Origin of the sequence: Nocardia sp. BMG51109 (assembly GCF_000526215.1) — a bacterium.
In the GTDB taxonomy this organism is placed as follows: domain Bacteria; phylum Actinomycetota; class Actinomycetes; order Mycobacteriales; family Mycobacteriaceae; genus Nocardia.
On sequence record NZ_JAFQ01000004.1, the window covers coordinates 6,628,373 to 6,649,821 of the forward strand.

Below are 21,449 nucleotides of genomic sequence, written 5' to 3' on the forward strand. Positions count from 1 at the left end.
CGGCGCGGGTCATTCGCCGGCCGGTGGTTGGTCGTGGATCGGGATCGTCCATGTCCACATAGTGGTTTCGCCGGTGCGAGATACCGTCGCACCGCCGTCGAGTTGCCGGAAACGGAGCAGGCCGGTGAGAAACCGGCCCGTATGCCAGCCTGCCGGGAAGATCGCGCTAGCGTGCTCGCCCAGCGCGACCACGGTACGGGCAACGTTGATGCCGCCACCGCCGGGGTCGAACCGCGGTGTGGCACATCGCATCTTGTCGGTCGCCCGCACCTTGTCGGTGCGGGTGGCGATGTCGATCGCGGGATTCATCGTGAGCGTGACGACCGACATCGGCGCACCTTTCCGACGGCGCGGCCACGCGGCCGCACTGTGCCTGCCGGCTATTCGCCGGGCTTGACCTCGATCTTCTTGACCTGTTCTTTCGGTTCCTTCATCGGCACGGAGACGGTGAGAATGCCCTTGGCGTAATTGGCCTCGACACCCTGGTCCTGGGCGCCCGTAGGCAGTGTCACCGTGCGGACGAACGAGCCGTAGCTGAACTCGGAACGACCCTTCTCCTCATGCCGTTCGCTGCGCTCGGCCCTGATGGTGAGCTGTCCGTTGTGCACCGACACCTCGACATCCTTCGCCGGATCGATGCCGGGAATCTCCGCGCGCACCACGTAGTGGCCGTCGTCGACGGTGTCCTCCACACGCAACAGGTGGGTGCCGAAGACCGGTACCATTCCGGGCGGGAAGGCGTTCCACAAATCGGTGAATTCGGACAGCAGCGAACCCCGGCGGTGGGCGGGAAGCAGACTCATGATCACTCCTCGAGAGGTTGAATGTGTTCTGACACTGTCGATTTCACTCGATCACCGATTCCCCGAGTAGGGCATCGGGTAGTTCACGGCGATGACCGAAGTCCCCCGCGCCTCCGGCACGAGCATCACCGGGACCGCGGCCTCGGCCACCGTTTCCGGACCCGCGAAACCCACGAGCAAAGCCTGCCAGACTCCGCCGAGGGTGGCCATGTGCAGCCCGGCGGCGGTGGTGGCCGTGCGGTCGTCCAGATCCAATCGGAGTGCGGGACGAAGCATCTCCAGGGCCTCGTCTGCGCGGCCGGCACGCGCGAGCAGGGCGGCCATGATCGCCGGCGACAGCGAGGATCCGTGGGTGGTGCGCGGTCCGTAGAACTCCAGGTTCGGTACCAGCGAGCCGGGAGCGACCTCTTCGGGCACGAGATGGTGCAGCATCAGCACGTCCGGCTGTTTGATCAGCTGGGAACCGGCCACGCGGGCCTGTCCGAGCAGTACGTCCGCGGCGACCGGGCGGCCGGCAACCGCGGCGGCGGTCAGCGGCTCGAGATCGAAGTACCCGGTGAACTGCTCGTAGCGGCCGTCGGAGTACAGCTGATCCACGATGCCGTCGGCCAGCTCGTTCCATTGCTCGAATTCCTCTGCCTCCCAGGTGTTTCTGGGCGCCAACCGAGCCGCGCGCCGCAGATTCCAGCGCGCCATCACATTGGTGTAGGCGTTGTCGTCGACGTACTCGTGATATTCGTCGGGGCCGATCACGCCATCGATGTGCCCACGGCCGTCGCGGTCGGTCCGTGCCCGCGACGCCCAGTACCGGGCCGTCTCGGTCAGCAATTCCCGCGCCGGAGCAGTACCGGACCATTCCGCGTAATGGTGTGCCGCCCAAGCGATATCGGCGGTGATGTGTTCCTCCCTGGTGCCGGTGAGGATCGGCACCGGGACTCCGCCGAGGTATCCGCTGCGCGGGGTGACATCGGTGCCGTCGGCGGCCGATTCCCATGGAAAGCGAGCGCCACGCCGACCGTCCGACCGGGCCCGTTTCCGCGCCGCATCCAGCCGGTGCACGCGATACGCGACCATAGCGCCGGCCGCGGCCGTGTCGATACTCACCAGCGCGGGCAGGACGAAAACATCCGAGTCCCAGAAGATGTGGCCGCGATAGCCGGGGCCGGAGATCCCGCGGGCACCCACCGCCGATTCGCCGTGGATGCTGCCGGTGTTGCACCACAGTTGAAACAGTGCGAAACGCACGGCGAGTTCGGTTTCCGGATCGTCGGGCAGTTCGATACCCACGTCCCGCCAGCGCCGCGCCCAGGTGTCGCGGTGGGCAGCGAGCAGACCGTCGACGCCGGTCCGCCAGGCGTGCCGCAGGCTGTGCAGGACACGCCCGGTACCGGTCCGATCGGGAGAGTCCGCGACGCAGGTCACGATCCGGTCCACGCGGACATCCGTGACTCGCTGCGCACCTGCCGCCGCCAGCGCACCGATCGCGGATTCGACTCGCAGACAGCTCGTTTCACCGGCCGTACCGAGCGACGGCGCCCTCCAGCAGATGCTGCTCCGGACCCACACCGGTGTACACCCCGGCTGCGAACAAGCCCTGGGAGCCGAGTTCCTCCGGCGCACCCCGTGTCGCGAAACCGCGGGAACCGACGACGAACACCGACGCATCGGATCCTCCCGGATCGTCCAGCGTGGATCGCCTCGTACGCCCCCGCCGAGGCGCTCGTCCCCGCTGGACCGGAGGCTCACATGTGCATCGGCATCGGCGGCAGGATTCCGCACATTTGCAGGCACATCATCATCCTGTGCATCATCTGCATCGGATCGGATTGCATCATCGTTCATCTCCTCGGTTCTCGATTCCGTCGGGCAGTTGTACGTTGCGCCTTCGACGGTGCTCCACAGGTGCCACCGGGGGCCAGGGCCGGATGTCCCTTCCATCTACCCCGATACAGCCCCGCGTTCGCTCTCACCCGTTCCCGGTGGATTCCGGTCGAAGGCACGCGCCGGGAAGGACGGGCGCCGCCGGACCACACACTCTTCGGCCCGGTGCCGCCAGGACTTTCGGCACTGGTCGGCCACCGTCGGCAAGGCGTCGAATAAGGCATCGCAAGGAGGTTGATGACAATGAAGGAAGATCCGGTTCTGGTGGCCTACGGCTCCAAGCGCGGCGGAACGGCCGAGATCGCGGAGTGGATCGCGGCAGCGCTACGATCGGAACACGTTGCCGCCGAATCGAAGTCGGCCGACGAAATCCACTCCCTCGACGGTTACTGTGCCGTCGTACTCGGCGGCGCCCTCTACGCCGGCCGCTGGCATGGACAGGCTCGCCGCTTCACCCGGCGGTTTACTCGGCAGCTGCGCGAGCGGCCGGTCTGGTTGTTCGGCAGCGGTCCGCTCGACGACTCCGCCGATCTGTCCGACCCGCGAAAGGTCCCCGGCACCAACGGGGTTCGCAAGGCCGCCGAGCGCCTCGGTGCCCGCGAATACGCGATCTTCGGCGGCCGGCTCACCCCCGACGCACGTGGATTCCCGGCTTCGGCAATGGCGAAGACCCACGCGGGCGATTTCCGGAACAAGGAGCGCATCACGGCCTGGGCCGCCGATATCGCGACGCAGCTCACGTACCAGACGCGCTGACAGACATCGCCCACCGCATCGACTCGGCATCGACTTTCGGAGCCGCCGGCCGACCGGGCACCTGACCTACGTCGTAGAGCCCGTCGCCGAAGGCAGCGTCCTCCATCATCGGGAAACGGTGCGCCCGCGCGCGATCCCGTGATGGCGCCGACCTTCCCTGTGGCAACAGCCTGCCTCGGAGTTCGGTAACGACATCGTGCCGTTGTGACTGCAATGCCGATCCGCTGGTCGAGTCTGCCGAGGTGATTGCGTGAGTGGCCCTGTTCCCCGCGTCCGGCGCGATGAGGTGCGCCGCCGCCTGCTGGACGCGGCGGCGGAGGTTTTCGCCGAGCGTGGCTATCGGGCCGCACGGCTGGACGAGGTCGCCCAGCAGTCCACCCGCGACCCCGACCTTCGCCAGGTCTATGTCGGCGTCCGCCGGTCCCTGCGCAACGAACTGGCCGCCACCCTCGCCGAAGCCTGTGACCAGCTCGGCATCGAGCTCACCGTGCCGACCTCGCAGCTGGCCCTGACGCTGCAGTCGCTACGGCTCGGCCTCGCCCTCGAGCACGGCACGGATCCCGATCTGGTAGATCGAGCCGCCATCACGGCCGTCTTCACCAGCACCCTGCGCGGCGTGATCCGCGCGCCGGATTCCGCAGCCACGAAGCCCCCGACCGGCCGAACCCGCTGAGTAATACCGCCGTTCGACCGCATGCTGTCGAAACTACTTGTACTCCAGGAGACTTCACCATGACCTCCCCCGAACCGACGCAGCCGCGACCACTCGGGCACCGTGGTCGCCGACTCGCCGCCGGGTGCTGGCCATGATGGCTGCCGCTCCGGCGCTCCCCGCCCTGGGCGGGTTCGCGCCGTCCACCGCGGCGGCCCCGCCGTCCCGGCGCCCGAACATCTTGGTGATCATGACCGACCAGCAGCGCACGGACGTGCCGCTACCGCCGGGTTTCACACTGCCCGCGCGGTCCCGAATCGACGGCAGCGGAGTACGTTTCGCCATGCACCACACCCCGACGGCACCGTGGTTCGGCATCGTGTCCACCGAGTGTGTGAAGGCCGGGCGATGACTTTCGGACCCGCGACCAAGGAATTTCGCCTCCGGAACGATTCCGCGCACCCAGCAACACTGAGAACGTCGGATAACCGGCAGTTCGCCTGAGGCAACGGACACCGTATCGAGGCCCACAAGCCTGATTTGCCCCGGCGGGCGAGATCGAAGGAGAAACGCGGAGGTGACGATCATCGACCGAATTCACCTGCGCACCAGAGGGTTCAGCGCCTTGCAGTATTGCCACCCGCTTCGGTACGGGTGGTTGGCGCTCGGCGGCGTCGTCGCAACCGGAGCTGCCGTCTGGGTAGTCCGGACCGGCGTTCTCGATGGCACGGATCGAAGTCTCTTCCGCTGGTTCAATTCCGCGCCGGACGGGCTGTATCGGCCACTGTGGGCGATGCAGCTCATCGGCGTGCTCGGCGCGCCGCTGGTGGTCGCGGTCGGCGCGGCTACTGCCCGCCGATACCGATTGGCGGCGGCAATGATGCTGCTCCCCCTGGTGAAACTGGCGGTGGAGTTCGACATTCTCAAACAGCTGGTGTGGCATCCTCGCCCGGGCGCCGCGATTTCCGGTGCAGTTCTGCGCGATGTCCCGTTGGCGGGTCCCGCGTTCCCGTCGGGGCACGCGATCATCCTTTTCGGGATGGCTACGCTGTTGTGTCCGTACCTCGGTATCCGGTGGTGCAGTGTGGTTTTCGGTGCCGTCACGGCGGCCGTCCTGGTTCGGGTCTACTTGGGTGCGCACACCCCGCTGGACGTACTCGGTGGAGCCGCCGCTGGTCTCACCGTGGGAGCCGCGCTGAATCTCGTTGTCGGCGTCCCTGGTACGGGTGCCGGCGCGGGATCGCCCATCGGTCATGCGGAGACGAGGCCAAAGACTCTGCCCGCCCGCGGGACCCGGTGGCATCGTGCCGGTGAATCGAGAAAGGGCCGCACATGACTACCGAAGCGATGACCAAACCACCGGCGGCGGCCGATTCGGCCCGAGCGCGGCGTCGCCGACCGGTCGAACGGCACCTCGGCGACGCGATCCGCGTGCTCCTCGGAGTCTTCGCCGTCGCGATCTCCGCGATTGTCGCGCACTACACCCGCGTGCCGCAGCTCGAGGTCGACCTGTTCCATCTCGTCAACGACCTGCCGGGCTGGGTGCAACCGGCGCTGTGGCCGGTCATGCAGCTGGGCACCATCGGAGCGGTCGGGGTGGCGGCAGCGGCAGCTCTCGTCTTCCGGCGAGTCGGCCTCGCACGCGATCTCGCCGTCGCGGGAACTCTGGCCTATCTCCTGGCGCTGGTGGTGAAAGACGTTGTCGGACGGGCACGTCCGGACGTCCTGATCCCCGATCTGGTGCTGCGCAGCGAACAGGGCGGGCTGGGGTTCGTGTCCGGGCATGCGGCGGTGGCGGCAGCTCTGGCCGCGGCGGCGGGCCCGTGGTTGCCACGGCCGTGGCGGCGCACCGTATGGGCCGCGGCGGCCATCGTCGGCCTTGCGCGCGTGTTCATGGGCGCGCACCTCGTGCTGGACGTCTTCGGCGGCGCTGCCCTGGGCTGGACCATCGCCGCCGCGCTGCACCTGCTGTGGGGCGCACCCGTCCACCGCGCCGAGGCGCCCGACCTGCGGCGAGCACTCGCCGCCGTCGGCTTCCGGCCCGTCGACATCGTCCCGGTGCAGGAGGACGCCCGCGGCTCCCGCCCCTTCACCGTGACCACCGAAACCGGGACCGATCTGTTCGTAAAGATCATCGGATACCACGAACGCAACGCCGACCTGTTGTTCAAGACGTTCCGGCACACAGTGTTCCGTGAGGTCGAGGACGAATCACCCTTCGCCACACCGAAACAGCAAGCCGAGCACGAAGCATTCATCGCTCTGTTGGCGCGCCGGGCCGGTGCGCGCACCCCGGACATCGTCGGCGTCGGAGTCACCGACCGAGGCGATGCCTGGTTCGCCGAAACCTGCGTTCCCGCACGGAATCTCGCGCGCACGACCGAAGCGGTATCCGACGACACCCTGTGCGATGTCTGGTGCCAGCTCGCCCTCCTGCGCGATGCCCGCATCGCGCACCGCGACCTGCGCCTGGCCAACGTGCTCGTCGACGCGGACGGACACGCGTGGATCGTCGACTTCGGCTTCGGCGAATCAGGCGCCACCCGGCACCGCCTCGACTCCGACGTGGCCGAACTGCTGGTCTCCATGAGCCTCGCCGTCGGCACGCGACGCGCCGTCGACACCGCACTGCGAGTCCTCGGCCGCGCCGCCCTCGTCGATGCCGCGCCGCAGCTGCAGCCCCTCGCACTCGCGGCCGCGACCCGTAGCGCCGCCCGCAGGCAGCACGGCCTGCTCGACGAGCTGCGCTCGGTCCTCGCCGACGCGACCGGTTCCGAACTCGCGCCGCCGGAGGTGATGGTTCGAGTGCGCTGGCAGACCCTCGGCTGGATAGCCGCCACCGTATTCGCCACCTACATCCTGCTCCCCCAGATCGACCAGCTCGGCGCCACCATCACGGTCCTGGACGACGCCCAATGGGCCTGGCTGGCAGGCGCATCGGCGATGGCGGCGGCGACCTATTGCACAGCCGCCCTTGCCTTGATGGGCGCCTCCCCTCGCCCACTCGCCTTCGGGCGCACGGTCAAAGTCCAACTGGCGTCGTCCTTCGCCAACCGGCTCGCCCCGTTCGGCATCGGCTCCACCGCCGTCAACGAGCGATACCTGGAACGCTCGGGACTGTCGCGCACCAGCGCCGTCGCCGCCATCGCGCTCATCGTGAGCTCCGGATTCATCCTGCATTTCCTCGAACTGATCGGCGCCGGACTCTGGCTCGGCCAGACGCGCCTGCTGCTCGCCTCGGCGCTACCCAGTGGTTGGGGTCTGCTCATCGGATTCGTCACCGTCATGGCAGTTCTCGGTGCGGCCGTATGGGTGTTCCTCGAGCGACCCGGCTGGTTCAACCAGCTCCGCGGTACGGGCCGAGCGATCGTGTCGATCGCCCGGTCGCCGCGCCAGGCCCTGCTGTTGTTCGGCGGACAACTCGGTACCAATATCTTCTACGTTGCGGCACTGGGCTTTTCGGTGCATGCCTTCGGCGGCACCCCGGCACCCGCGCTGCTGGCCGCGGTCTTCCTCGGCGGCGCGGCACTCGGCGCCGCCAGCCCCACACCGGCCGGCCTCGGCGTCGTCGAAGCCTCCCTCGTCGCCGGTCTCACCGTCGGCGGAGTCCCGGGCCCCTCGGCGATCGCAGGCGTCCTCGCCTACCGCCTCGCCACCTTCTGGCTCCCCGCCGCTGTCGGCTTCTTCTTCTTCAAATCCCTGCAACGCCAACGGATTCTCTGACAGCGGGAAGCATGGTCCCAACGCTACGGCGTTGTCGGGCGAAGTTCCCCGATGTCGAAGTCCGTTCGATGGTCCGCGGCCCAGTCCAGGGCGGTATCGGCGGCGGAACCGTCGACGCCGACCACCACTGGAGCCGAGGCGAGATGGTGGACGGCGGCCTGCGACCGTGTCATCACGACCTCCCATGGACTCGCCAGGCATCACTCCAGGACACCGCATGGGCGAACCATCGCGGCAGAGGCCATGGTCATCGCCGCCGAGACGCCCGAAGATCCGGTAAGCCTGTCGCAAAGACTCTATGGGATGAGGACTTTCGCCGCGTTCGGCGGCGCTGTTCGCTCCCGGGGCGTGTCAGCAGTTCCGCGAGCTCGGTGGTGATGCCGACGGGGATCACGTCGATGACAGCCGAGACAACCGAGCACGCTCGCCGAGCCGCACCAAGGACTCTGGCCTCGCCTCCGGCGCCTTCAGGGTTACGTATCCGCGCGCCCGCGCGGGTCGGTACCGGGGAGGTATTTGGTCCAGTCGATGCGGGCGAGGAGGACGATGGCGATGAGCAGCGCGACCTGGAGGGCAACGCCGTACGGTGAGGTGAGCGGGTCGATGAACGTGGCGCCGAGATTGCGCTCGGCGGCGGTGGTCGCGGCGAGATAGAAGGAGAAGCTGGCGAGCCTCCCCAGCACATGCGCGGCAGTGATCGGGAGCAGGCGCACCCCCATCAGCCCGGCGGCCTCGAACATCTGTGCCGACGGCAGCGGAGATACGAGGAACAATCCGAGCCCGGCCAGTGACCGGCCGCGGCGGCCGGTGAGATAGTCGTTGGCCGCCTGCAGCCCGGCCCTGCGCCGAGGGCTGAGGTGGCTACGGAGGCGATTGGTCGCGGCGGCCAGCAGGTAACGCCCGGCGCCCGAGGTGAACGCGCCGATGACAACCAGGGCAACCGGGTTGAGGTGCCAGTTCAGCCGGAACAACACCAGCACCACCGAGTTGGGTGGACCGAACGCCGGCATCAGATTCACCAGGAACACGACCCCGGCGACGGCCACATAGTGCAGCAGCATCTCGCTCACGGCGAACCCATGTCCCTCCGCGTTCCTAGCCCGTCCTCCGCCACTTACCGCGCCCTCCTGCCAGCATGTCTCTCGTACCACCAAGTCCAGCAGCAGAATTCGTCCTCGTAGAGGTGACAAGGTCACGGGCGACGGCACGGCCGACCCCGCTCTTCGACCAGCGCGCACGGGGGATGCCACCGTGCCACTGCAGGTGCGCGCTGTGCTCTCTACCGCCGCAGCCAACCCGTCCGGCGGACCATGGTCAGGGGATGCAGATCGAAGTACAGTGCCGCTGTTCCGGTACTGGACTCCCGGCCGAACAAGATTCGGCCCGTGCCGATTCCGAATCGCGTGAGGTCGATGCGGAACGCTCGCGGGTCGTCCGGATCATCGGGATGCAACGGCAGCCCGCGTAGCAGGGACGGCACGGGAGTCAGTACGCGCAGCACCGGCTGTCCGGCTCTGATGCGCACCTCGATACCGGCGCCCACCATCGCCCGCGCGCGGATGTCGGCGAGCGAGCCGGGCAGCCGGTAGTGGCCGCAGATCTCGGTCCAGATCTCCGGGTGGTGCGGAATATCGGTCCGGACAGTGGGTTCCGGGACACCGATAACGTCGTGCATCAAGGTCGAGGTCTCGGCGGGCAACCACAGCAGAGCCCGGTGGCCACCGGTGACGAAGACCAGCACCCCTGTCCGGTCGTCCGGAGCAACCCATATCTGCGAATTGAAACCCGGCAGAATGCCCTGATGTTCGACGACCCGGTGGGCCCCGACAAGCCCTCGGAAGAAGCCCAGGCCCATTCCCGGGACACGCGGGTCCGGCTGGTACTGCGGCGCGAACATCATTGCCAGCGTGTCCGACTCGAGTACGCGGCCGTGATCGTTGCGTCCGCCGGCCAGCAGGGCACTCAGGTATCGGGCCATATCGCGGGCGGAGGAGCACGCCGAAGATGCTGCTGCGGTGATCATTTCGCGGTGAACAACCGGTTCCGGACCGCGAGCGCCCAGGGTGTATCCGGTGGCCCGATCGACTCGCGGGACATCGGCGGAGGTCAGCGTCGTGTCGAACATGCCCAGCGGCCGGAAGACGTGCGCGCGAAGGTATTCCGCGAGCGGGATGCCGGTGACATCGGTGACGATCTGGCCGAGTGTTGCGAATCCGTGGTCGGTGTAGGTCCATCGGGTGCCCGGTTCGGCTTGGACTCGCAGGCCGTGCCGGTAGTACTCGCCGAGCGCGGGCACCGGCGACCCCGGTCGCACGCTCTCCCCGAAATCCGGTCGCAGCGCGTGCCACGGGTACGCCGTCTCGCCGATTCCGGAGGTGTGTGTCAGCAGGTGCCGGACCGTCGCCGACCCGAAGTCCACGTCGTCGGCGACCAATCGGAAGCCGCGCAGATAGTCATTGGCGGGCGCGTCGAGATCGATGAGTCCGCGCTCCCACAGTTGCAGCACCGCGATCGCGGTGAAGGTCTTGGTGATCGACGCGATCCGGAACACCGTGTCCTCCGTGACCGGCCGATGCGCGGCGACATCCGCCAGCCCGTGCCGCGCGAACTCCACCTCGCCGTCGCGCACCACCGCGACCACAGCCCCGACGACCGGTCGGCGGTTGAACAGTTCTGCGACCCGAGCCGCCAACGGCCTATTGCTAGTGTCCGACAAGTGATCTCGGACCTGTCGAGGGCTGGCGCCCATTCCGATACCCGAACTCATCGCTCACGCACCACGATCACCGGGCACTCGGCCGCGTGCAGGACCGCGGTGCTCGTCGACCCGAGCGTCATACCGGCGAACCCGCCACGCCCGTGGCTTCCCACCACGACCAGCTGGGCGCCGTCGGCGTACTCCAGGATCGATCGAACCGGCCTGTCGCACACCACGATCCGTTCGACCGGCACCTCGGGACAACGCTCCCCGAAACCAGCCAGGCTCTCCGCCAGCATCATCTCCTCGGAGGTCCGGATCTCCCCCCAGCCGTGCACGGGCAGGTCGTATCCTGTGGTATCGCTCCACGCATGCACGGCGATCAGCGACACCTTGCGGCACGACGCCTCCTCGAACGCAAGCTCGATGGCGGACATGCTGTTGGTGCTGCCGTCGACGCCCACGACCACCGGCTTCCGCGCCGATACCGCATCAGCCTGCGAGCTACCGTGCACCACCGCGACCGGGCAGTGCGCGTGCCGGGTCAGCGATGTGCTCACCGACCCGAGAACGGCGCGGCCGATGGCGCCGCGCCCGCGGTTGCCGACCGCGACCATCCGCGCCTCACGGGAACGATCGATCATCGTCGGGATGATCAGGTCGAAGGTCAGCTCGGTCGTGACCGCGATCGTGTCTCCCGGCACGGCATTGTGCGCGATCCGGCTCGCCTCGGCGAGCACGCGCTGTGCGTCGCTGCGCAGCCACTCCATTTCCGGCTCCCCCAGTGCCGCGCCGAAACCGTAGCCGGTCGGGAACGCCTGGGAGGTGATGATGTGCAGCGGGCAGTGCCGCATTTCAGCATCCACTGCCGCCCATTCGACCGCCTGATACGAGATGGCCGAGCCGTCCACGGCGACCACGATCGGTGGGTTGGCCGGGTCGATATGGGGGGTCTCGGGGTCCGCCATAATGCCTCCTTCGTCGGTGTCCGTTCGAGCATCGCGCCGGTGCGGGTACAGGGCCCAGAGAACAAGGTCATGCGGCGGGTGGACCTGCGGCCCGCGTGAGTACCGGGTGGCGCCGCGGGGCGGCCGAAGGTCACCGGCGGCACGGGTACATCGCTTCTACCCGAGCCACGGCAATCGAGCGATCGTGGTCTCATGATGGTCGCCCGGAACAAGCGCCGGATCGATATCCGGCAGTCCGTACTGGCGCTCCTGTCCGGTGTCGTCGCGATCTGGTCGCTCGCCGGATCCGCTGGACTGGCCACCGGGACAATCGATCTCGGCGCGACCGTGGAGCAACGACTCCCCTTCGACAGTCCCGCAGTCGCCGCCTTGGCGCTCGCACTGATGGTGGGGATCCCCATGGCGTTCACGGCCGTGGTCACGGCGCGCAGCGACCCGCGAGCGCCGGCCATCGCCATGATCAGCGGCGCCCTGCTCGTCGGCTGGATCATCGTGCAGATCTACACGATCGAGACCTTCAGCTGGCTGCAACCGGTCTGTGTACTGGCGGGACTCACCGTGATCGCACAGGCCGTGACCCTGCCGACCCGAGCCGGTGACGTACCCGGACATCACACCGATTCGTAAGCGGTACGCCGTCAGGGGGTCCGTGCGCAAAGCTCGGCTCGGCAGACTCCAATCGCGCCACATCGCCAGCTCCAGTGCCGCGCGGTTCTTGGCGTCGACATAGGACAGCAGGCAGTGCAGCGGCTCTCGTTGCTCAGGCTTCAGCTCATCGATGCGGTCGGACAACCGCTCCAGGTCGTCTCGCACACACGACAGGTCGAAGACCGACGAGTCCCGCCTGCTGGCAATCAGCGCCGCACGCAGCCCGTCCTCGATGTCCATCCACTCCGGATGCGAACAGGCGACCGGGTCCGCCAACGCGTCCCGGCTGGCGGCGTCGAGGTACGTGTAGAACTTGCGCACCGGCCGCTGCTGGGAACTCGTCGCGTCCAGCGCGTCGGCAACCGGCCGCGCTGCGACCACGGCATCGCGCACCGTGCGCGCATTGCCCGCACTCGACTCTCGCCGCAGCGCATCCAATAGCGAAAGCAACTGCCGCTCGAGTCTGTTCATGTCGATCTCTCCGCTCTCCGACGCGGTTCCGCCCGCGTCGCCCGGCCTGCACGGGCTCGCTCACCACTGTGCGAAGTACCGACGAGGACCGGCAGAGCACTTAGCCACCGAGGCCCGGGACCATCGGTGCGCAGTCCATGTCCCGCCCCGGCAACGAATCCGAACGGCTTGTCGACATGACCTTGGTCCCGCCGTCATCAGGCACGTCGCCTCTCACCGTCCACACACCGTACGCGGAGGCTTTGGGGCATGGAGCCCAACAAGCCTCGTATCGCCGTAATATTCGCAACCGCGCAGGGATCAACGCGCGAAATTGCCCAGTACATCGGCGATGACCTCGCCAATCGCGGTGCCCAGGTGGAGGTCGCCGACGTAGAGCACGCCCCTGAGCTGTCGCGGTTCGATGCCGTCGTGCTGGGCAGCGCCGTGCACAACATGGACTATCTTCCGGCCGCCGGGGAGTTCGTCCGTCACCACCACGACGCTCTCGCCGACCGCGATGTCTGGATGTTCAGCGTGGGGGTTTCCGCCGCGCTGCGCGGGCCCATCGGCCGCCGCATCGCGCAGCGGGTGCCCGAACGGATTGCGGCACTGCGAGATTCGATCGGTGCCCGGGATTTCCACGCCTTCGCCGGACACTACGAACGCACCGGCGTCTCGCTGCGCGCCCGGCTGCGCCACCGGCTGCTGGGTGGCGGCCGGTTCGGCGATCTCCGGGACTGGGCCGCGATCGCCGCCTGGACCAGGACGATCGCCGAGGCGCTGCGGCTACCCCAACCGCAGACGTCTGTCATTCACCCCTGAGGAAGCCGAGAACGTTAGGGGTCCGGGGACCATGACACTTCGCCACACGCCGATGTATGTGATCGCGTTGTCGATCCTTCTCGCCGCACTGGCATTGATCACCACACTGCCCGCTGTCCTTCTGTGCGCATTGATGGGCGTGGCGGGCGCCGTACTGCTGCTGCTCGCGATGCACAGCGATGACCGCCCCGCGCCCCGCGTGCGCGGCCGGTGGAGCTGATTCGAAAGGTTGTCGAACGATGTTGCACGAAACGATCCCCCTCGGCCGTGTCGCCGGAATCCGCCTCGGCGCACACTGGTCGGTGCTGGTCACCATCGCGCTGTTCACCTGGATGCTCGGCACCCACCTGCGCGACACGGGGACCACCGCCGTCGTGTGGGCCGTAGCCGTCGGTGGCGCACTCGCCCTGTTCGCATCGCTGGCGGCACACGAGCTGGCGCATTCGATCGTCGCCACACGCAGCGGAGTGCGCGTCGAGCGCATCGTGCTGTGGCTGCTGGGCGGAGCCTCCGAACTCACCGACGAACCACGCGACGCCCGCGCCGACTTCCGGATCGCGATCGCCGGACCGCTGGCCAGCCTCGGCATCGGCGCCCTCGCCTTCGGCCTGGCGGCAATCGCCGAGGTCACGGCTCCCGGCGGGGCGATCGCCGGCGCTCTCGGGTGGCTGGCGCTAACGAATGTGGTGCTCGCCGTGTTCAATCTGCTTCCGGGCGCACCGCTGGACGGCGGCCGGGTACTGCGCGCGGTGATCTGGTGGCGCACCGGTGACCGACTGCGCGCGGCGACCGTCGCCGCCCGCAGCGGACAGTTCCTCGGGACCACGTTGATCGTTCTCGGCATCGCGGAGATCATCGCCTTCGGGCATCTCGGCGGTGCGTGGCTGATGCTCCTCGGCTGGTTCCTGCAGACCGCGGCGCACGCCGAGCTCACCGTCGCCGGAATGCGACACCGACTGGGCGACACCAGGGTCCGGGACGTGATGACCCCGAACCCGATGGCCATACCCCACTTCTGGCACGTCATGCAGCTGCTGGATTCGCGCGCACCCGACTCCGGTCACCGGGTCTTTCCGGTCGTCGACGCGGAAGGCCGCCCGGTCGCGATCCTCGCCTGGTCGGATCTCGCGGCGGTGCCGGCCCCCGTTCGCCACGCCACCCGGATCGACGCGGTGGCCCGACGCCTGCCGTCGGGCACGATCGCCGGTGCGGACGAGCTGCTCGCCGACGCCGCCACCCGCGTGGTCCTGCGGCCTACGCTCGATGCGATCACCGTCGTCGACGCGTCGGGCCGTCTCATCGGCATCGTCACCGCCACCGACCTCACTACCGCCTGCGACCGATCCGCACTCGGCCTGCCGACCCGAAAGGTGAGCCCGCCCAACGAACTCCGCCTGACACCGGATCGGGACGCACTGCCATGACAACTGCCACGGCGCGAGACTGCCTATCGCGACAGCCGCGCCCCGGTCGATCCGGCAGGGCGGCACCGTAATCCTCGTGCCGACCTGAACATCGGCCGGTTCGCCGGCGATCCGTACCTGCTGTTCCCGGTGAACGAGATCGAGACCGACGAACGGGCGGCGCTGGCCGAACGGCTGGCGGGATCGCAGGAGAAATTCCCGGACGTGCCGGTCCGGCGCGGAGTCAGCCTGGTGACGACCGCCTGACGCCGGACGGCCGAGTGTTCGAGGTGCTGTCCGAACAGCTGTGCCAGGGTTGGCAACCTCACGGTTCGGCAGCCGACAGCCGCACCGTGCACCCCACAGTCAGCCGTTCGACACAACCGCGGCATTCGATCTCGACCGGGGGCGCCCCGTCGGCGTCCGAGCTGACCTCGACGGTGGTCGCGTCGATTCGGACGGTGAGCCGGTGGCCGCGGTAGTCGATCGGGAATACGAGCGTTCCCAGTGCTGACGGCCAGCGGGGCGCGAAAATCAAGCGGTCGCCTCGGATCTCCAGGCCGGTGAAGCAGCGCTGTACCAGATCGACACTGCCGGCCATGGCGCCCAGGTGAATCCCTTCGGCCGTGGTACCACCCTGAATGTCTGCGATATCGGATTCTAGAACACTGCCGAAGAACTCGAGCGCCCGATCCCGATTGGCACGGGCCAGCACCCAGGCGTGCACAACAGCACTGAGGGTGGAACCGTGGGACGTACGGGACAGGTAGTAGTCCACGGTGCGCTGGATCATCGCACCGGGCAGCTCATATCCCGCCTGTCCCAGCAATTCTCGCAACTCCTCGGCGGACAGCAGATAGAACAACATGAGCACGTCGGCTTGTTTGGCGACCCGGTAGCGGTTCACGTCGTCGCCCTCGGCCTCGAGGATCCGGTCCAGTCGCTGGATGTCGCCGTAGCGACCGCGATAATCGCCCCAGTCCAGTTCCTTCAATTCGCAGTAGCCGTCGAACTGGCTGATGACACCGTCGTGGAACGGGATGAACATGCGGTCGGCGACGGTTGCCCAGCGCGCCGTCTCCGGCGGCGTGACCGCCAGCCGTTCCCGGTCTCGCGGTGGGAGAACCTGCACCGCGTCCAGGGCACGGCGCATGGTCCATGCCGCCATGATGTTGGTGTAGGAGTTGTCGTTGACTCCGTCGAAGGGGGCGGCCGGATAACCGGAGTGGAACTCGTCCGGCCCGATGACACCTCGAATGTGATATCGGCCGTCCAATGAATCGTATTCCGCTGTGTCCGAGCAGAATCGAGCGATCTCGACCAGGAGTTCGGCTCCGAGATCGCCGAGGAACTCCACGTCACCGGTGGCCTGATAGAACTGCCACACGTTGTAGGCCACCGCGAGGCCCGCGTGATGGGCACGCGAGCTGGGATCCGGATTCCAGTGCCCCGACCGGGGATTCAGGTGCAGCTGCTGGCTTTCCTCTCGACCGTCACTGCCCGATTGCCACGGAAACAGCGCACCGGCGCAACCGGTTCGGCGTGCGGCACGTCGTGCCTCGGGCAGGCGCCGGAACCGGTAGCGCAGCAGCGCGCGAGACAGTGCGGGAAAACGCAGATTCAGTACAGGGAGCACGAACAGCTCGTCCCAGAAGATATGGCCGCGATACGCCTCGCCGTGCATGCCGCGAGCCGGGACACCCGCATCGAGATCCCTCGTGTGCGGCGACAACGTCTGTACCAGGTGCAGCAGATGCAGCCGCAGCACGCGCAGGGAATGCTCGCTGCCGTCGAGGTCGAGGCGCAGTCGTGACCACAGCTGCTCCCAAGCACGGGTATGCGCGGTTCGCAGCTCGTCGAAATCGCCGAGTTCACCGAGCAGCCGCACGGCCGCGTCGTCGGGTGCCGACACCGCCGGATCGCGACCGGTGAACACCGTGGCGGTCTTCACGACCTCGATCGGCTCCCCGGCAGCCGCCTCGATCGTGATGTCGTGTCCCAGCAATCCTCCTGTGCGGACGAGTTCGGTTGGCGCGGACCAGTTCTCGCCATTTCTCCCGGCCACTGTGCGCGCGGCGGTAGCGATGGGAATGCGTGACTGGTTGGTCTGCACCAGGATCAGAACAGTGCTCGCGTCGATCGGCGTAGCGGCGATAGTGTCCACGTGGTTGTCGGACAGCTCGCGGTATCGGTCGACGAGTGAGTTCCGCACGGCGGCGTCGACAGCGGAACGCACGGTCAGCCGGCCGGACCAGTTCTCCGCCACCAGCGTGGTCCGCAACGCGCAGGCGTGTGGTGTGTGCATGGAGGCGAACCGATGCTGGGTGACGGAGGTGACGCGGCCTGCGGCGTCGCGGTACCGCAGCTGCCGGATCAGCACGGCGGTGCGCAGGTCGAACTGCTGCCGATAGTCCAGCAGCTCGGCGGAATCGACGTCGAACCAGTCGCCGTCGTCGATGCGCCAGGTCATCGGCAGCCAGTTCGGTATGTTCACCAAGCTCTCGTTGTCGACTGTGCGCCCGGCGATCTCGTCGGTCAGCCGGTTGTAGATACCCGCGATATAGGTGCCCGGATAGTGCTGTGCGCCGGCGCGCGATTCGGGGGCCGTGCCGCGGGTGGCGAGATATCCGTTGCCTACGGTGCACAGCGCCTCGCGCTGCTTCTCCGTTGCCGCGTCGTACCCGTCGTAGGTCAGTATCCAGGATTGCGAAGGCGCCCAGGTGGATTCGCGTCCGAGCCGGACTGCCAGCCGGTCCAGGAACTCCCGCACCCGGGCAGGGCCGGCGACCGCAAACTGCGCGGCGGTGTGCCTGTCGCCGTTTTCGTTGTGCCGCACCACGATTGCCAAACCGGCGCCGGAGACGGCGTCGAAGGCGTCCTCGTCGGTCAGGTCGTCACCCAGATAGATCGGCATCGCCGGGGTGCCGATGCGATCCAGAATCCATTGCACGGCACGGCCTTTGTCCCAGTCCACGTCCGGTCGCAGCTCGGTGACCTTGCGGCCGGTCGTGACCCTCAACCCCACCTGGCGGGCCACATCGTGTACCGCGCTCACCACCCCGGGCACCGCATCGGCGGCGACGTTGCGGTGGTGTACGGCGACCGCATATCGCTTGTGCTCCACCAGAGTGCCCGGCACCGCGTGCAGCAGCCGCCGCCCGAGTTCGTCCGCGGCCCGGATCAATGCCTGTTCGGCGTCCGGCCCGGCGTCGTGGACGTGGCGACTGCCGTCCGGGGCCAGTAGTTCGAAGCCGTGGCTGCCCGCGTACCACAGTCCGTCGACCGCCACCCGGGAGCGCAGATCGTCGAGATCTCGGCCGCTGAGTATGGCGACGGGGCACTGTTCGGCCAGTCCGGCCAAAGTCGCCTCGATATCATCGGCCGGCTTCGCGGCAGCCGGATCGCCCACGATGTCGACGAGTGTGCCGTCGAAATCCATGAGTACCGTGGCCTTTTCGGTATCGAGCCGATCCGCGATGCCGGGCCAGGATGCCAGCGCGTCCGGTACCTCGGACATGCGGCGGAAACCTGCGCCGATGCGGACGTCCGCGAGATCGCCAACCACCGCGTCCGCACCGGCAGCCCGCAGCCGCTGGGCGTGCCCGACCCGGTCGACACCGATGACGAGCCCGAATCCACCGCGGGAGCCGGCGGTCACACCGGCCTCGGAGTCCTCGAACACCACGGTGCGCTCGGGATCGGCGCCGAGCCGGTGCGCCGCCTCGGTCAGCATCGCCGGATCCGGCTTCCCACGCAGACCCAGTTCGGCGGCCACGATCCCGTCCACACGCACCGGGAACAACTCGGCGATCCCGGCGGCCGCCAGCACCTGAGCACAGTTGCGGCTGGCGGAGAAGACGGCCGTACCGATACCGGCCGCGTGCAGCCGCCGCACCAGCGCGACGGTCGTGCCGAACGCCGACACTCCGGAACCGGTGATCCGCGCCAGAAACAACTGATCCTTCCGATTGCCGAGACCGTGCACCGACATCGTGTCCGGTCCGTCCGACGGCTCCCCGTACGGCAGCGCAATCCCCCGGGAGGCCAGAAAATCCGCAACCCCGGCGGAGCGCGGTTTGCCGTCGACGTAGCGTTCGTAATCGAACTCGGTGAACGGCGAGTGGTCTTCGGCCGCATGCGGTGGCCGGGTGGCCAGAAAGGCATCGAACAATTCGGTCCAAGCCGCGGCATGGACGGATGCGCTGTCGGTCACCACTCCGTCCATATCGAAGATCACCGCATCATGGCGGCGTGAATCGATCAGTGGGCCAACATATTCCGTCTGCATCACCCCATCAGAATCGGTGCCGGGCCGTCGCCCGGCCAGGGCCGCAAGTCCCTCCGGTACCGCGACGGGCACTCCGTCCCCCCACGGTAACCCCACGGCGCGTCGCGGTCTTCCGCACCGGGCCGGGAGAAGCCGACGGTCCGTAGTAGTCGGGACCAACGGCACCTCCCCGGCCTGCCTCGGGCTCGTAGCGTGAGGTACATGAACAACGTGCCTACCGGTGCGGTCGTCGAGAAGGCGGTTCTGCTCGCCGGACGCGCCCCGTCCCTGCACAACAGCCAGCCGTGGCGGTGGGTGTCCGACGGCAGCTCCGTGCAGCTGTTCTCCGTGCACAATCGCATGCTGCCCGCCACCGACACCTCGGGACGGCAGATGACCCTCAGCTGCGGTATCGCCCTCGACCATTTCCACGCCGCCATGGCGGCGGCGGGGTGGCGCACCTTCGTCCGGCGGTTCCCGGATCCGAACCGCCGCGACCACCTGGCCACCGTGCGATTCGGCCCGTCCCGGATCGTCACCACCGGCGACCGCGACCGTGCCGACGCCATCGTGGCGCGGTATACCGACCGCCTGCCGTTCGCCGAGCCGCCCGGGTGGGACGATTTCGAGACCATTCTGCGCACCACCTTCGACCCCGCCGACGCAGTCCTCGATATCCTCGCCGACAGTACGCGGCCCGACTTGGCGCGCGCCTCCGAACTCAGTGCCGCGCTGCGCCGTTACGACTCCAGTTATCATGCCGAATTGCATTGGTGGACGGGGCATGTCGTCGGATCCGCCGGAATTCCCCGCGAGGCCTTGACAACTCCGCAGGAGCAAGAGCGCGTCACCATCGGGCGTAAGCTACCGGCCACCGGCGGGGAGCCCCGCCGACCCGAGCTCGGTACCGACCGATCGAAGATACTGGTCCTGTCGACCGATGCCGACACGCCCGAGGATTGGCTGCGGTGCGGCGAGGTGCTGTCCCGGGTGCTGCTGGAATGCACCCTCGCCGGATACGCCACCTGCCCGCTCACCCACCTCACCGAACTGCCCGGCGCCCGCGGCGTCGTTCAGAAGCTCACCGGGCGAACCATGGTGCCGCAGGTGGTGATTCGCGTCGGTACCGCCCCCGCACACGACGAACCCGCGCCGACACCGCGCCTGCCGCTCGCCGACATTCTCCGGATGACCGCCCCGCGGTCGTAGAAATCCGGGGCGGCCTCATTACCAGGCAGGTCTCGTTACCTCACCGCGCTCCGGGTTCGATTCGGAACACCGGGTAGTCGGCGGTGATGCGCTCGAACGCGGCGGGTGCGGCATCGCGGCCGACCGGAATGTGTGGCCGCGCACCGGGTGCCACCTGCACGTAGTGCCAGAGGATGGGTGCGCGGAACGCCGGCTCCACCTCCGCCAGCCGCACCTTCTCCCGGCGGCCGTGCCGGAGCACGGCCCGGCCTTGGGCGGCGCGCAGGTTACGTACCCAGTTCGTCTCACCCAGCATCGAGACGATGTAACGGTGCCCGTCGAACTCGGTCAGGACCACCGGAAACCAGATGATCCGGCCGCTGCGCCGGCCGCGAATGCCGAGGGCCGCTACCCGATGCGGGAGCACGCCGGCGGCGAACATCAGCGCCGAAGCCCGATTCTGCAGTCTCGCAAACAGGTTCGGGCGGCCACCGCGATAGAGCCAGCGCAGATAATCGGCGTACCATCGCATAAAGCGCTCCTGATCGGACCCGGCAGCATTTCCATGCTAGTCCGGCCGAGCACACTCCGGAGCCGTCACTCGATCGGGCCGGAGTGCCTCGATACTGCGGTCCGATTCCTCTAAGCCCCTGGTCATCTCACAGAGCACGCTGAGATCGGAAGCGAACACCGAATCCGTTGGAAGGATCGGAATGTCCGACGAACCCTTTGCCGTTCTGAACGAGACCCACTCGTCCGCCGCCTCGACCAGCTCGTGAACCGCTATCTCGACGGTCGCAAACCCCTGTTCGACAAGCGAATTACGACCGGACGCATCGTCGACGGGCACGGCGATCTGCACGCCGGTGACATCTTCGTGCTGCCGGACGGGTTCCGCGTCCTGGACTGCCTCGACTTCGACGACGGGCTCCGTCACGTCGACCGCCTGGACGACATCACTTTTCTCGCCCTGCGCCACCTGGAAGCAGGCACGGTCCGCCATATCCGCCGTGGCACCCACTCCACGGATCGATGAATCCATACCCTCGTCGACTTCCCACCGCAGCTCCGCACTCGCTCGACACCGACCCGCTTCCTCCATCGCAACCCGAACAATCTCGGTCATCCCACCACCGCGCCGACAGGGCATGTAGGGCCGAAGGTCCCATGAATTTCCGGCCCCCGAA

The 21,449-nt window shown here is 67.9% G+C and carries 21 protein-coding genes; 9 read left to right on the forward strand and 12 right to left on the reverse strand.

Annotated features, from left to right (window positions below):
• Nucleotides 1-9 precede the first annotated feature (9 nt).
• The 4 genes from D892_RS49265 to D892_RS48005 all read right to left on the reverse strand — a co-directional run bounded on the left by D892_RS49265 (nucleotide 10) and on the right by D892_RS48005 (nucleotide 2,460).
• A complete protein-coding gene (locus D892_RS49265; RefSeq protein WP_024805022.1) occupies nucleotides 10-330 on the reverse strand; it encodes a PfkB family carbohydrate kinase in 321 nt (106 codons plus the stop codon).
• A gap of 50 nt (nucleotides 331-380) precedes the next feature.
• Complete coding sequence (locus D892_RS0131255) at nucleotides 381-803, reverse strand: Hsp20/alpha crystallin family protein (RefSeq protein ID WP_024805023.1); 423 nt, start codon at nucleotides 801-803, stop codon at nucleotides 381-383.
• 51 nt (nucleotides 804-854) lie between these two features.
• A complete protein-coding gene (locus D892_RS0131260; protein ID WP_024805024.1) occupies nucleotides 855-2,237 on the reverse strand; it encodes a glycoside hydrolase family 65 protein in 1,383 nt (460 codons plus the stop codon).
• Between the two features lie 76 nt (nucleotides 2,238-2,313).
• Nucleotides 2,314-2,460: a hypothetical protein gene (locus D892_RS48005; protein WP_198037024.1), complete on the reverse strand. Its 147-nt coding sequence runs from the start codon at nucleotides 2,458-2,460 to the stop codon at nucleotides 2,314-2,316.
• A gap of 461 nt (nucleotides 2,461-2,921) precedes the next feature.
• Between D892_RS48005 and D892_RS0131275 the strand changes: the two genes are divergently transcribed.
• From D892_RS0131275 to D892_RS0131295, 5 genes are all read left to right on the forward strand, one after another.
• Complete coding sequence (locus D892_RS0131275; protein WP_036567593.1) at nucleotides 2,922-3,440, forward strand: flavodoxin domain-containing protein; 519 nt, start codon at nucleotides 2,922-2,924, stop codon at nucleotides 3,438-3,440.
• A gap of 250 nt (nucleotides 3,441-3,690) precedes the next feature.
• Nucleotides 3,691-4,113, forward strand: a complete 423-nt coding sequence (locus D892_RS0131280; RefSeq protein WP_084161303.1) for a TetR family transcriptional regulator C-terminal domain-containing protein — start codon at nucleotides 3,691-3,693, stop codon at nucleotides 4,111-4,113.
• 133 nt (nucleotides 4,114-4,246) lie between these two features.
• Nucleotides 4,247-4,504 (forward strand): hypothetical protein, encoded by a 258-nt coding sequence (locus D892_RS0131285; protein ID WP_156959752.1) that lies wholly within the window; start codon nucleotides 4,247-4,249, stop codon nucleotides 4,502-4,504.
• A gap of 165 nt (nucleotides 4,505-4,669) precedes the next feature.
• Complete coding sequence (locus tag D892_RS42565; RefSeq protein WP_024805028.1) at nucleotides 4,670-5,428, forward strand: phosphatase PAP2 family protein; 759 nt, start codon at nucleotides 4,670-4,672, stop codon at nucleotides 5,426-5,428.
• Complete coding sequence (locus D892_RS0131295; protein ID WP_024805029.1) at nucleotides 5,425-7,815, forward strand: lysylphosphatidylglycerol synthase domain-containing protein; 2,391 nt, start codon at nucleotides 5,425-5,427, stop codon at nucleotides 7,813-7,815. The genes D892_RS42565 and D892_RS0131295 overlap by 4 nt, the downstream gene beginning before the upstream one ends.
• A 23-nt stretch (nucleotides 7,816-7,838) precedes the next feature.
• On the opposite strand, the gene D892_RS47150 is transcribed toward D892_RS0131295, so the two are convergent.
• The 5 genes from D892_RS47150 to D892_RS48010 all read right to left on the reverse strand — a co-directional run bounded on the left by D892_RS47150 (nucleotide 7,839) and on the right by D892_RS48010 (nucleotide 12,522).
• Nucleotides 7,839-7,988, reverse strand: a complete 150-nt coding sequence (locus D892_RS47150) for a hypothetical protein (RefSeq protein WP_156959753.1) — start codon at nucleotides 7,986-7,988, stop codon at nucleotides 7,839-7,841.
• 300 nt (nucleotides 7,989-8,288) lie between these two features.
• Nucleotides 8,289-8,885 carry a hypothetical protein gene (locus tag D892_RS0131305; RefSeq protein ID WP_024805030.1) on the reverse strand — a complete coding sequence of 199 codons (597 nt, stop codon included), beginning with the start codon at nucleotides 8,883-8,885 and terminating at the stop codon, nucleotides 8,289-8,291.
• A 209-nt stretch (nucleotides 8,886-9,094) separates the two neighbouring features.
• Nucleotides 9,095-10,507 (reverse strand): serine hydrolase, encoded by a 1,413-nt coding sequence (locus tag D892_RS0131310; protein ID WP_024805031.1) that lies wholly within the window; start codon nucleotides 10,505-10,507, stop codon nucleotides 9,095-9,097.
• Between the two features lie 71 nt (nucleotides 10,508-10,578).
• A complete protein-coding gene (locus D892_RS0131315; RefSeq protein ID WP_024805032.1) occupies nucleotides 10,579-11,481 on the reverse strand; it encodes a universal stress protein in 903 nt (300 codons plus the stop codon).
• 156 nt (nucleotides 11,482-11,637) lie between these two features.
• Complete coding sequence (locus D892_RS48010; RefSeq protein ID WP_198037025.1) at nucleotides 11,638-12,522, reverse strand: hypothetical protein; 885 nt, start codon at nucleotides 12,520-12,522, stop codon at nucleotides 11,638-11,640.
• A gap of 327 nt (nucleotides 12,523-12,849) precedes the next feature.
• Between D892_RS48010 and D892_RS0131325 the strand changes: the two genes are divergently transcribed.
• The 3 genes from D892_RS0131325 to D892_RS0131335 are packed head-to-tail and all read left to right on the forward strand — an operon-like array spanning nucleotide 12,850 to nucleotide 14,828.
• Nucleotides 12,850-13,404: a flavodoxin domain-containing protein gene (locus tag D892_RS0131325; RefSeq protein WP_024805034.1), complete on the forward strand. Its 555-nt coding sequence runs from the start codon at nucleotides 12,850-12,852 to the stop codon at nucleotides 13,402-13,404.
• Nucleotides 13,405-13,435: 31 nt separating this feature from the next.
• Nucleotides 13,436-13,624, forward strand: a complete 189-nt coding sequence (locus tag D892_RS47155) for a hypothetical protein (RefSeq protein WP_156959754.1) — start codon at nucleotides 13,436-13,438, stop codon at nucleotides 13,622-13,624.
• A gap of 19 nt (nucleotides 13,625-13,643) precedes the next feature.
• Entirely contained in the window at nucleotides 13,644-14,828 is a 1,185-nt protein-coding gene (locus tag D892_RS0131335) for a site-2 protease family protein (RefSeq protein WP_024805035.1), read from the forward strand.
• A 304-nt stretch (nucleotides 14,829-15,132) separates the two neighbouring features.
• Here D892_RS0131335 and otsB read toward each other — a convergent pair whose 3' ends face one another.
• Nucleotides 15,133-19,095, reverse strand: a complete 3,963-nt coding sequence (gene otsB, locus D892_RS0131345) for a trehalose-phosphatase (protein ID WP_024805036.1) — start codon at nucleotides 19,093-19,095, stop codon at nucleotides 15,133-15,135.
• Nucleotides 19,096-19,296: 201 nt separating this feature from the next.
• Between otsB and D892_RS0131350 the strand changes: the two genes are divergently transcribed.
• The gene (locus D892_RS0131350) at nucleotides 19,297-20,283 is read left to right on the forward strand and encodes an NAD(P)H nitroreductase (RefSeq protein WP_024805037.1); all 987 of its coding nucleotides are present in this window, start codon (nucleotides 19,297-19,299) and stop codon (nucleotides 20,281-20,283) included.
• Nucleotides 20,284-20,323: 40 nt separating this feature from the next.
• Here D892_RS0131350 and D892_RS0131355 read toward each other — a convergent pair whose 3' ends face one another.
• Nucleotides 20,324-20,794 (reverse strand): hypothetical protein, encoded by a 471-nt coding sequence (locus D892_RS0131355; protein WP_024805038.1) that lies wholly within the window; start codon nucleotides 20,792-20,794, stop codon nucleotides 20,324-20,326.
• 36 nt (nucleotides 20,795-20,830) lie between these two features.
• Nucleotides 20,831-21,388, reverse strand: a complete 558-nt coding sequence (locus tag D892_RS49810) for a hypothetical protein (RefSeq protein WP_024805039.1) — start codon at nucleotides 21,386-21,388, stop codon at nucleotides 20,831-20,833.
• Between the last annotated feature and the right edge of the window lie 61 nt (nucleotides 21,389-21,449).